Annotated in this window: 8 protein-coding genes; 2 read left to right on the top strand and 6 right to left on the bottom strand. The window is 36.5% G+C overall.

Annotated elements, in window-relative coordinates; translation table 11 throughout:
- Positions 1-87 precede the first annotated feature (87 nt).
- Entirely contained in the window at positions 88-1,407 is a 1,320-nt protein-coding gene (gene brnQ / locus NYE67_RS03500; protein ID WP_340729197.1) for a branched-chain amino acid transport system II carrier protein, read from the top strand.
- 142 nt (positions 1,408-1,549) lie between these two features.
- The gene (locus tag NYE67_RS03495) at positions 1,550-2,917 is read left to right on the top strand and encodes a S41 family peptidase (RefSeq protein ID WP_340729196.1); all 1,368 of its coding nucleotides are present in this window, start codon (positions 1,550-1,552) and stop codon (positions 2,915-2,917) included.
- 50 nt (positions 2,918-2,967) lie between these two features.
- Here NYE67_RS03495 and NYE67_RS03490 read toward each other — a convergent pair whose 3' ends face one another.
- From NYE67_RS03490 to NYE67_RS03465, 6 genes are all read right to left on the bottom strand, one after another.
- Complete coding sequence (locus tag NYE67_RS03490; RefSeq protein ID WP_340729195.1) at positions 2,968-3,564, bottom strand: TetR/AcrR family transcriptional regulator; 597 nt, start codon at positions 3,562-3,564, stop codon at positions 2,968-2,970.
- 263 nt (positions 3,565-3,827) lie between these two features.
- Positions 3,828-5,345: a murein biosynthesis integral membrane protein MurJ gene (gene murJ, locus NYE67_RS03485; RefSeq protein ID WP_340729194.1), complete on the bottom strand. Its 1,518-nt coding sequence runs from the start codon at positions 5,343-5,345 to the stop codon at positions 3,828-3,830.
- 31 nt (positions 5,346-5,376) lie between these two features.
- Positions 5,377-6,465, bottom strand: coding sequence for a glycosyltransferase (locus NYE67_RS03480; protein WP_340729193.1), 1,089 nt, complete (start codon positions 6,463-6,465; stop codon positions 5,377-5,379).
- Entirely contained in the window at positions 6,462-7,607 is a 1,146-nt protein-coding gene (locus NYE67_RS03475) for a polysaccharide pyruvyl transferase family protein (protein WP_340729192.1), read from the bottom strand. The genes NYE67_RS03480 and NYE67_RS03475 overlap by 4 nt, the downstream gene beginning before the upstream one ends.
- Positions 7,608-8,100: 493 nt before the next feature.
- Positions 8,101-10,371, bottom strand: coding sequence for an S-layer homology domain-containing protein (locus tag NYE67_RS03470; protein WP_340729191.1), 2,271 nt, complete (start codon positions 10,369-10,371; stop codon positions 8,101-8,103).
- A gap of 207 nt (positions 10,372-10,578) precedes the next feature.
- Entirely contained in the window at positions 10,579-12,069 is a 1,491-nt protein-coding gene (locus tag NYE67_RS03465) for an O-antigen ligase family protein (RefSeq protein WP_340729190.1), read from the bottom strand.
- Between the last annotated feature and the right edge of the window lie 19 nt (positions 12,070-12,088).

The following is a 12,088-nucleotide window of genomic DNA, read 5'->3' as shown; positions in this document are numbered from 1 at the left end:
CTATTTTTATGATAGAATTAATTTCTGTGAAAAGATTTAAATTTTTAGAAAGTTTTGTATTTTCAAATTAAAAGGAGTTCAGTCAACATGAGTAACAAGACAAGTTTTATTCGTGATAATATCGCGGTAGGTTTTATGTTATTTGCGCTTTTTCTAGGTGCAGGTAATATCATATTCCCACCCCAATTAGGTCAAATGGCAGGGGAAAATATACTAATATCCATGATCGGATTTTTAATAACAGGAGTTGGGCTGCCTCTTTTAGGTATAATTGCTGTTGCAAAAAATGGCGGTGATTTGGAAGTATTAGCACGTCGTATTAATCCATATTTCGGAATCATCTTTACTTCTATTATTTATTTATCTATTGGACCATTCTTTGCGATTCCGCGAACAGGTGCCGTATCTTATTCAATCGGAGTTGCACCGTTTTTATCTAATACGATGCAGGAAAGCTGGATCCCATTATTTATTACAACTCTCTTATTTTTCAGTTTAACATTCTATTTAGCTTACAATCCGACAAAAATAGTCGATCGTGTAGGAAAAATTTTAACACCGGCTCTTTTAATCGTTATTTGTTTACTTGCAATCAAAGCGGTCCTTACTCCAATGGGAGAGATTGGTGAATCACAAGGCGCATATATAAATAACGCTTTCGGTGAATCATTCATACAAGGCTATTTAACAATGGATGTACTTGCATCATTAGTATTTGGTATTGTAATCATTCAATCTTTAGTAGCTCGAGGAGTAACGGAAAAAGCTCAACAAATTAAAATCACTATCTTTGCAGGCATTGTCGCTGCACTTGGTTTAGCCTTTGTATATGTATCGTTAGGATATATCGGAGTAACAAGTACTTCAGCTATTGGCTTCCATAAAGATGGCGGAACTATTATCTCATTAGCAGCACAACAACTTTACGGGCAGGCAGGTAATATTATTTTATCGGCAGTTATCATTTTAGCTTGTTTAACAACTTCAGTAGGTTTGTTATCGGCAAATGCGACTTTCTTCCATAAAATTTTCCCTAAAGTTTCTTATCAACTGTATTTAGTTATTTTTGCGCTATTCAGTTTCGGTGTTTCAAACTTTGGACTAGAAGATTTAATTAACTTATCTTTACCAGTATTAGTAGCGATTTATCCGTTTGCTATTGTGCTTATGTTATTCGCACTATTCGGTAACTTATTTAACCATGCACCGAGCGTTTATGGCATGGCATTAATATTTACAGGAATTGTTGCGATTTATGATGGCATAAAACAAGCTGGTTTTGAAATTGAAGCCTATGATAAATTCCTATCAATATTCCCATTCTACGAGCAAGGTATCGCATGGGTTGTCCCAGCATTGGTAGGCGGGATTATCGGCTACATTATGTACTTAGTAAAACGAAAATAAGTGTACAACAATGAAGAGGGTATGTTAAGAGTGAAAACTTTTAATGTACCCTCTTTAAATATGGCGTATAATGGAAATAACAATAATATGGAAGTTATCCTATTCCCATTATTCCACAAAAATAAATTAATGAGGTGGACTCATGATCAAGAAGCATTTGTCGGCACTGCTATTTTTCATCCTGTGCTTAACAATTCCATTTACTGTGCTCGCTGCTCCCTTGGACGAAGCAAAGCAAATCGTAAAGGAAAACTATGTGGGCAATATCAATGGTGATATCAACCGCGCTACAAGTATTGAGCAACTAATGAATATGCTCGATCCATATTCAACCTACTTTACCGTTGAGGAATTTGAAGAATTCATTAATGGTGTTGAGCTTACTTCAGTCGGAATAGGCGTAGTCATTGAAAAAGTAGAAAAAGGTATTCTAATTACCGAGGTTATTGAGGGAGGCAGTGCAAAAAGTTCCGGCTTAAAAGCAGGCGACATTATTACTGTAGTCGATGGCGTGTCAACTCCCCCCCTTACAATTGATCAAGCCTCTTCCCGTATTAAAGGAGCGGAAAATACTACAGTTTCCTTAACAATATTACGTGAAGATGGAACAATTTCAAAAAAGAATTTAACACGTAAAGCTTTTTCATTGCCGAATGTAGAGACGAAAATTTTATATGGCAACACCGGCTATATTTCTTTAAACTCATTTTCAAATGATACTGCCAGCTTAATAACAAAAGCGATTCGTGATTTGAAAAACAAAGGAGCCAAAACGTTTATATTTGATTTACAAAATAATGGCGGGGGTTATGTGACTGCAGCAGAACAGCTCATCGGAATGTTCCCAAATGCTATTTATGCTTACAAAATTACCGAAGCTACCGGAACTTCCAATGTCCGCTCTATTAAACAGTCCAGTACATTTCCTGCCAATACGAAGTTACTCATAAATAAATTCAGTGCCAGCTCATCGGAAATGACAGCAGCCGCACTTTTGGATCAAAAGTCCGCAATATTATATGGGCAAACAACGTATGGTAAAGGCTCAATGCAGGGATTTTATGAGCTTGAAGATGGTAGTTTCCTAAAATTAACGGTCGGTCATTTCTACGGTCCAAATGGTACGAAAATTAATGAAGTTGGGGTAAAACCGAATATACAAACTGTGAGTAATCCACTTTTCAAAGCTCATTACGATACAATTGCATCTAGCTTAAACAATTATAAAGAAATCACATCCTTAAAAAACGTACCATTAAATAAAACATTTAAAATTAACTTTTCCAATAATCTAGCAAAATCAATTGATACGACATCAATAGAATTAGTCGAACTTGGCGGGAACATTGTTGAAACATCCTATAAAGTATCCGGGCGACAGCTTTTTGTCACTCCTAAAAAGGAATTAACAGCCGGAAAAGAATATGCCTTAATTATCCATCCAAAAATCAAAGGAGAAAAAGGCAATAAATTAAAAACCGGTATGTATTTGTACGTTACAGCAAAATAAAAAAAGAAAAGAGACGATTCGTATGTAATTGCGAATCGTCTCTAATACAATTATTGGTGAACTAAGCTTCTCTCATTTGCAAAATAAATCATACTAATATCCTGAGCTAATTGCTCTGGATTTGTTTTATTTGTTAATAAGTTTGTTAGTGTTAAGCGCTCCATCGACCCGATCAAGCTTTCTGCTAGTACCGTCGCATTAACATGTTTCGCTACTGGATACTCATTTAAATTATTGTTAATAACATTTTCCAATTTCGAAACAAGCATTTGCTTTACAGCCGTAGATTGCTCTGCATCATAAAACCCGATTTTCGTTAAGTTAGGATTTTTCATGAAATAGTCAAATATCTTTTTTAAATTTTTTTGTATAATTTCTGTTGCATAGTTTTCATTCGTTACTTCACTTGAAGAATTAGAGAATAGATCAATTAATTCATTTTGGAACTGTTCATTTAAATCATTAAATAACGTTTCTTTACTTTGGAAATATAAATAAAATGTAGGTTGCGTTAAATTTGCTGCTCTTACTATGTCACTTATTTTTGTTTGATGATAACCGTATGTAGAAAATAATTCAATTGCCTTTTCCAGTAATAGCTTTTTGCTTTTTTCACCGCTTGAATTTACACGACGTCCTCTTGCCATACCTCTCCACCCTTATCTCTATTTTAGATGATTAGTACATCATATAATTAATTCCAATTATTCCAAATCTAATTATATATTAATTATTTCTTAAAATAAAGGTATCTGTCATAAATATAAGATATCATTGCATATTATGCAGTCTATTAACATTATTTTCGAATATTTTACTTGTTAGCAATCCGTAAATTGTCCTGCAAAGTGAAAAGCCGGGCTTTATATTCCCCACAAAAAAGCGCATCCTGATTCGGATACGCCTTTCTTTATTTTTTTTTGAAGAGTTTTGTTTTTACTTTCTCCGCAATTTGCTGAAGCTCCTGTACTTTGTACACAAAAAGTATTATGAAATAACTAATAGAAGCTAATACAAATGTGAGTATAATATGCACCCACTTTTGATCAAACACAATCCATTCGGCAATCGCCCAGTTAACCGCAATAAACACTAAGCCAATTGCTGCCAGTTTTATGAACTGTCCAACATTTTTGTTTACAAGTTTTAATTGATATTTACTATGTAAAACAATAATAAGTAACAGGAAGTTCACGATTGCACTGACTAATGTACCTAGTGCTACTGCATTTGCACCTAAAGCATCAATCGTAGCTAATACAACTGCAATATTCACACCGAATACTGTTAAAATACTAAAGATCATTGGTAGTACAGAGTTACCCTTTGCATAATAAAAACGTGTAATATACGTATTCGCTGCAAGGAAGAACATCGTTGTACTGAATACTTGTAGTAATGGTGCTGTAATTGCTGTTGATTCAGCATCGAATTTGTTATATTCGAATACGATTCGTATAATCCCTTCCGCCTGGAAGTAGAAGAACACGGCGACAGGTAAAACGAGTATGTATAATAAGCGCATTCCACGAACGTAAAGTGCCTTTACAGACTCTGTATCCCCTTCCCCCTCTTTTCTACTAAGTAACGGGAAAATTACCGTCGTTACAGCTGTCATTAAGATTGCCTGTGGGAACTGTGACATTTTGGTTGCATAGTTCATTGCAGACCGAACCCCTTCTTCAAGCATTGCTGAAAAGAAGCTCTGGATTAGTATATAAACCTGGGCTGTGGCACCACCAAGTAAAATAGGCAATGCTACTTTCCATAGCATTTTTTGGTCTTCTGCCCCTTTTATACTCGGTTTAAATGACATTTCTTTCACATTACGCACACCGTAGACTAAGAATAGGAACATACAAATGGCACCAACCAATGCCCCAATCCCCATTCCTATTGGTCCCATCATAATAGACAGCACAACCGATACAATTAAAAATGAGCCATTATAAATAAGAACTGAAAATGCCGATAAATGGTAGCGGCCCTGGACATTTAAAATACCGCTCATCCAAGTCGATAACACGAGCATAATCGTTGATGGCATCATCCAAAAGTAAAGAGAGCGCAGTATTTCATATTCTGCTTCATCTTTCACATGGAAAAACTGCATTAATATCGGATCTGCCAAAACCATAAACAAAATGACAACAAGCGTAATCGTAATGAGTATCGTTGTAAATGTACGACGAATATATTCCGTTATACTTGACGTAGTTTTATGGTAAACCGATATAAACGCCGTCGTAAACGCCCCGCCAATTACTAAATACAGAAAGTTTGGGATCGTATAAGCATTAACAATACTATCCGCATATAGCGTTGTTCCGAATGCGGTTGCGATATATGTCTCCCGGGCAAAGCCAACTAACCTAGCTATTATATTAATAACAGCTACTGCCCCTATTATTTTTAAAATTCCTTTCAACGCTTATCACAATCCTTTAATTACAGTTACTTTATTTTGCATGTGTTGTGTAGAGCTCTTTTAGCCGAGTAATAATTTCTTTTGCATCATGAAGTGCAAGCAGTTCGTTCACTCGTGATTCATTGACTTGCATACCTTCTTTTACTGCATTTTCAAGTGCGAGCTGCAGCAGAATTTCATCTTTAGGTGGGACTAATACACCGGCACCATCTGCCAACATGTAATGCAATCCTCCGACATCAGATGCAATTACAGGTGTCCCACAGCTCATCGCCTCTAATGCTACTAATCCGAGCCCTTCAATATAGGAAGGAAGAACAAAAACGTCCGCTGCTTGGAAATAGCGGGCTAATTCTGGCTGTGGCATAGGCTCAATAAAGTGAATATCGGCATTATCCTTTGCAAGTTCCTTCACTTTACTTGTAAAATTCGTATCCTTTGTTGATCCTACACAGTAAAGCGCTGATTGACCAGGTGCGCTTTCAGTAACTTTATTGAAGGCTTGTATAAGTTCTGCCACACCTTTATCTCGAATAATATTGCCGACAAACAGGAAATTCGTTTTTTCCGGGTCCATTCCGAGCTGTACAGCACACTGTTTTTTATCTTCTGATTTCTTGAAAACATTACGGTCAATCCCCATACTCATGACCGTAATTTTATCGTCAGGAACGTTAAAGCTCTTTTCAATTGTAGCCGCAAGCTCTTCCCCAACTGCAATGACATGGTCGGCCGATTGCAGAATTTTCTCTGTAAACTGGCGAATTTGTCCACTCTTTTTGGCCATTTTATTAATATCTCCACCATGAGCTGTTACGATATAAGGAATATTATAGCGCTTTTTTAAATAATAACTGAACAGTCCACTCGGAAAGACATAGTGACTATGTGTGAGCGAAATTTCTCGCTTATTAGCGCGGAAAGTACGCATAACATTTCGCGCCCATTTCGCATATTTCAGCAGCACATTTTTCTTCCCTGTCGCCGGATTCGTATTAACAGCAAGTAATGTTTCTATACCTTCTTTCTCAAGTTGTTCAACCTGATTTTTCACAAAAATGCCGTAAGCTAAATGCTCCTTTGATGGATACATATTGCTAATGACTAAAACTTTTTTCATGATCTTTTAGCACCTTCTTTTAAAAGCCGCTCTCCTAATGCTGATTTCTCTTTAAATGACGCATTTGTACGAGCCGCTAATTTTTGCGCACCGTTCCAATCTACAGCCATGTCGTTAAAAAGCATCGCAAATTTTTCATCCGATTTATGAAGCTCTTCGATTGGTAAAGAATAGTTCCCTAGCCCAGCCATTTGTAAAAAGTCATTTACTTTTACATGATACGACACACCAATAATCGGCGTTTTTGCATCTGTTGCTAAAATCAGTGAGTGCAGTCGTGTACCGATTAATACATCGAATGTAGCTGTAAGGTCCAAAATACGTTGGGGCGGTAAATTTTCATCAATGATTGTTGTGTTTTGTGCATGCTTCATTTTCGCCTGAATATCTTTTGTTACGTCAGCATCTTGTGGATATTTCGTAGCAAAAAACGTAACTTCAACTTGTTGCTCTTCAATTAAACGGTCTAAATTTTTCGCCATACCGTTTATATAATTTTCATACTTTGCTTCATCACCTGTTGGCCAGTACGAAGCATTATAATAAGGTACCGCTGTCACACCTACTGATTTTGGTTTTTCACTATAATTTGAACGTTCTACTTCTAAACTAAATGCCGGATCCCCAATTACAGGTACATCTCGTTTTACCCCGATGGATTTTAAAAGAGCTTGAGATTGCGGATCGCGCACAGAAATATTTTGTGCATGCTTTGCCATGTAGCGTATGAACCATTTCCCTAAACCTGTATTTAGAGGTCCAGCTCCGCAGCCATATACGACATAAGGTACATTGTTATTTTGCGCCATCATCGCATATGAGCCGTATAATGGGGCTTCACGTTTATAAAGATCCATTAAAATACCGCCGCCGCCAATAACGACGAAATCGAGATTTTTTACCACTTTAGAATTCTCTTTATATGTTTTAGCGAATGTTTTTACCGCATTTCCATTTTTGTAATATAACGGAGCGCTTTGTACACTATAACGTTCTGCTGTTTGTTTCGGATTATTGCTAAACACCGTTATATTTTGTGTATCTATTTGAAATACCTTTTGTAATTGGCGAATGATACTTAATAAAATCGCCTCATCCCCATTGTTATCATTTCCGTAATTTCCGACAATTCCAATTTTCATCTATACAATCATCCTTTGAATCAAGCATTTATGTATGCCTGGTTTATTTCATTTTCATTTGAAAAAAGGGGGTACAAAACTAACTTAGGAACCCCCTTCCACTTAATAAATTATATTTTAAGTATAGCATAATGTTCGTTTGAAACGATATTCTCGAAAGTGAGATTACTTTATTCAATACGAAAAAATGTGTTTTTTCATTTAAATGACGGTTTGTATTTAGTATTGGTTGCGACTTGGTGATTTCAGGCGTTTTTTCTTGGCAAATTGTCTATTTAACCCTATTTGCAGGAAATACATTTTTAATATAAATTGCAATTATAAACAATATTCGCCTCTCTTATTTTTATATACCTCCCCGTCGTAACTCCTTCGCTTTAAGCTCATATCAATAGTTCCTCCCTCCCTCCCCACTCTCCTCCGTTTTCCCCAACAAAAAACCTTTGTAAAAGCTGCGATTCCTCGCTGCAGCTTTACAAAGGTTCTCAAATATTTATTGTTGTGTGATTGTGCGGTATAAGAATAAACTGAAGTGCATACGTGATACTTCTACACCCGGTTTGAATGTATTGTCTTCATAGCCTGTAGTAATCTCATTTGCCGCTAAAGTATGAATATAATCATATGCCCAATGCTTTGTGCTTACATCTTTGAATTTCGCAGCTGTTGTACCTGTTAAGCCATATGCTTCAACAAGAATTTTTGACATTTGTGCACGAGTCAAAGGTTTACCTGGCTCGAACTTGCCATCACCTGTACCATTCATAATACCTGCTTGCACAATGGCAGCAACTGCACCGTAATAAGTGTTGTTCGTTGATAAATCACTAAATCCTGGGTTCGCAACATCTTTTGTGGATAAACCTAATGCACGCGTTAACAATACAGCCGCCTGGCCACGATTTAAAGCTAATTCAGGTTTAAATGTTCCGTCCGGATAACCGCTGATTAATTTATTTTCAACTAAATATGTTATTTCAGTTTTATATCGATTGTTCACAGAAATATCTTTGAACAATGCTTTTTCTGCTGCCTTTACAACGATTTCTTTAGAAACGGATTTCGTTCCTAATGTTGCCGTTACACGGGCAGTACCTTCTTTACCATTTGATTTGAATACGCCCGAACTAAATACCGAACCAATATCTCCATCTATTGACCATTGAATTTGTGAATCATTATAAATTAATGGCTCATTATTTGCCCCAGTAACATTTGCTTTTAACTGAATTGATGCATTTGGTTCAACCGTTCCTGACACTCCTGAAATAGTAAGTCCGGCTGGCGCATCCACTACATTAAAGCTAATCGATTGAACAGCACCTTGATTCGATACTGTTAAACGTTCAGAACCAGGTGAAACAGCTGTATAGCTTAATCCATTTACTGAAACTGTCTTATTTTGTGGTGTAATAGTAAAATCACTTGCATTCATCGGTAGTGGATTGTAATACTCATCCAACACATAATTTGGTGTAAGTTTTACTGTTGCCCCCACTAATAATGTGCCAACTTTATCACGAGTTACTTGAATATGTTTTGGCGCACTTGTTGTTGGTGCTGTACTAATCGCTTCAATGATTGCAGAGACGCGACGTTGTGTGCCTCCAGACGGTGTATTCGCTAATACTACCGTATTACTTCCATATTTACGTATACCCATTGTTGTTGAGCCACCACCATCTAAATTGATGGCACGATCGAAGCCAAGACTTACTAAATAATCTGCAAACTGCGTTAATGTCATCCCAGCACTTGAACTAACACGTCCATCTACTGTAATTAAGTGTACCTTCTTCTTGTCTTTACTAATTGCAATCGCTGTACGTGGTGCAGTTTCTCTTGCACGTGAACTTGATTCGTTCATTGTTACATTTTTCTTACCGTCGAGTACTAGTAATGGACCACTCGCCATCATAAACTGTGCATCCATCCAGCGGTTGTCGATTGAGAAGTTTACTGAAATTTCATCACCGATTTTAATACCTCTGTATTTATCGCCCCAAGTTGAGCCATTAAATGAAAGTATAAAACCGTTACGGGGAATTTTTGCCTTCGCTTCATCATCATAGCCGCGAATTGCTGTTACTTTCCCAGTTAACGTTTGACCAAACTTCGTTGCGCCAATTGTATTGCCTGTTTCCACAATAAATTCCATTCCTTTACCACCATTTGGTGTCATGGAACTATGGTTTTGTGGTGTATAAATAACCGCTTCATTATCTCCGCGCTTAACGTTCAAACCATTTACTTCATTTGTCTCACCATTGTATGTAACGTTAATTTTGCTGTTGTAGTATGCAATTTCACCATTACCATCCTTCGTAATACCGAAAGCAATCGGCTGACTTACATAATTGGAGCTTGAGCTAGATATAACGCTTGGTGTTACGATTGTATTATATTGAGAAATCAAATATAACGGATAGCCATCACCCATATTATAGAAGTTAGAATTGATAGCACCAACTACCCTGTTCCCTTCCTTTGAACGATTATTCGCATGTTGCGTTGTCGTCATTAGTGTAGTAATAGGATTTGGTAAACCTAAGCCGATTTTTGTAAAAGAATTAGCTAAATCCACTTCTAAGTGATTTACTATATTCGTTTTTGTTCCTTTATGCGTGTAGTTTGAATATTTTACCCCTGGTGACAGCGGATACGAGTCATTTGTCGATTGTGCAGCACTAGCAAATTGTGGTGTACTAAAAATTAATGCAAACACCATTAACATTGCCAAAATTAAGGATTTTTTTGTTTTCATAATATGCGCTTCCTGTGTAATTTGAAGCAAGTCACCTTCCTCTCTTTTTACCTATATCTTACCTTAACAAATTTTCGCCAAAGAAACTATTAATCTTTTGTTACATTTTACAAAAAATTATACTTTTCAACATAAAATTACATATTTTAAGAAAAAGAGGTAGAAATCAAAAAAAGAACTACCTGACAAGAGGTAGTTCCATTCATATTATTCTGCTTTTTGTTTTTCATAATCACTAAGTTTAAGCATTGGATACATCATGCGTGTACTTGCAAATATACCAAATAGGATAAAGTAAAAGAGTACATATACTTTTAACTCCCAAATATTATAGAAGAAACCGGCAACACCTGTTGCAAACCATAGTCCAAATAAATATTGGCCGAATACAGTTTTGCGTTCCTTCCAGTACATCCACACCATCGCAAGTAAGAAACCTGCAAATAGAAGTACACCTACAGCGCCAGTTTCTGCAATAACTTGGATGTATTGGTTATCAGAGTAGAAATTTTTACCACCATAAATATCTGAACGAATTCCGTACTCTTCATAAATTGGTGAATCATACGATAACGTTGCAGAGCCACCGAATGTACCAAAGCCTGCGCCCGTAATAGGATAATCCTTTAATACTTCAATACCCTTTTTAATATAGAACATTCGGCCGCTTTCCTGCATTAATTCCAGTGTATCGTCTGAAAATGTTTCAGTGAATCGGTTACTGATTCCGCCTGAAATTTCATCTGGTGCTACGGTACTTTCTACACCTAAGTTCAGTAAAAGTGTAACTCCCCAGTTGACTGGCAAATAAATCAATACTATAGATACGACCAATGTAACGGCAATTTTTTTCAATAACTGCCAATTGCGTGCAATTAACATAAAGAAAAGGACGAATACAAACGCTGCGATCCAAGTACCACGAGATAATGTCAGTAACAGCATACCAAAGAATGCTACTTGCGCAATACGAAGACTCCATTTAAATTCAGCATCTTTATATACCCAACGCAGGAAAAATACTGCACTAATTGCAAAGAACATGACTAAAGCCAACGAGTTTGGATTGTTAAGCATTCCATATATCCTCACAAAGTTAGTAGATGAAAGGATCTTTTGAGTCCAAACTTCCGGCATTAATAATTGGCGCATTGATAATTTTTCGACGATACCTTGTACAAAAATGATGGCACCTGAAAATACAGTCACCCATGCAAGTTTTACAAGGAAATTTTTCGGCAATTCACTTCGGCTAATAATATAATACAACAGATACATTACGCCGAATGTACGTAATTGGAACACAATCGCTCCAAGTGAGACTCCGTTTTTATAACCGATAACCGCCCCAAAAATTAAAAAGGCAAAAAAGAAATATTCAAATGGCTTAAAGTGGAACCATGTTTTAAATTTCTTTATATTCAATAGGAACATTCGTAATAATACTACAATTGTTATTAAATCTCCTATTAGTTTCAGTCCAGGGTTTAGTTCAATAAAAAGTGTACGGAAAATTACGTACGGTACTAAAATCACTAAACTTTGAAATGGCTTGAAAAATGCAAATAGCACAAAGAAGATAGCAGTACTGATTTGTGCTATAGCTGGTGGCAGCAGTGTTGCCGCACAAAGTACAATCATCGCTCCCAAGATTTCGAGCCACTCATTTTTATTCATTTTGACAGAAATGTCCTTCATAGATGTCCCAAACCCTTTC

Origin of the sequence: Solibacillus sp. FSL W8-0474 (assembly GCF_038004065.1) — a bacterium.
GTDB classification, from domain to species: Bacteria; Bacillota; Bacilli; order Bacillales_A; family Planococcaceae; genus Solibacillus; species Solibacillus faecavium.
This window is presented reverse-complemented; position numbering and strand designations above follow the sequence as displayed.

Coding starts and splice junctions, on each gene's coding strand:
- NYE67_RS03475 (WP_340729192.1), bottom strand. CDS start 7,607: ATGAAAATTGGAATTGTCGGAAATTACGGAAATGATAACAATGGGGAT.
- NYE67_RS03465 (WP_340729190.1), bottom strand. CDS start 12,069: ATGAAGGACATTTCTGTCAAAATGAATAAAAATGAGTGGCTCGAAATC.
- brnQ (WP_340729197.1), top strand. CDS start 88: ATGAGTAACAAGACAAGTTTTATTCGTGATAATATCGCGGTAGGTTTT.
- NYE67_RS03490 (WP_340729195.1), bottom strand. CDS start 3,564: ATGGCAAGAGGACGTCGTGTAAATTCAAGCGGTGAAAAAAGCAAAAAG.
- NYE67_RS03480 (WP_340729193.1), bottom strand. CDS start 6,465: ATGAAAAAAGTTTTAGTCATTAGCAATATGTATCCATCAAAGGAGCAT.
- NYE67_RS03470 (WP_340729191.1), bottom strand. CDS start 10,371: ATGAAAACAAAAAAATCCTTAATTTTGGCAATGTTAATGGTGTTTGCA.
- NYE67_RS03495 (WP_340729196.1), top strand. CDS start 1,550: ATGATCAAGAAGCATTTGTCGGCACTGCTATTTTTCATCCTGTGCTTA.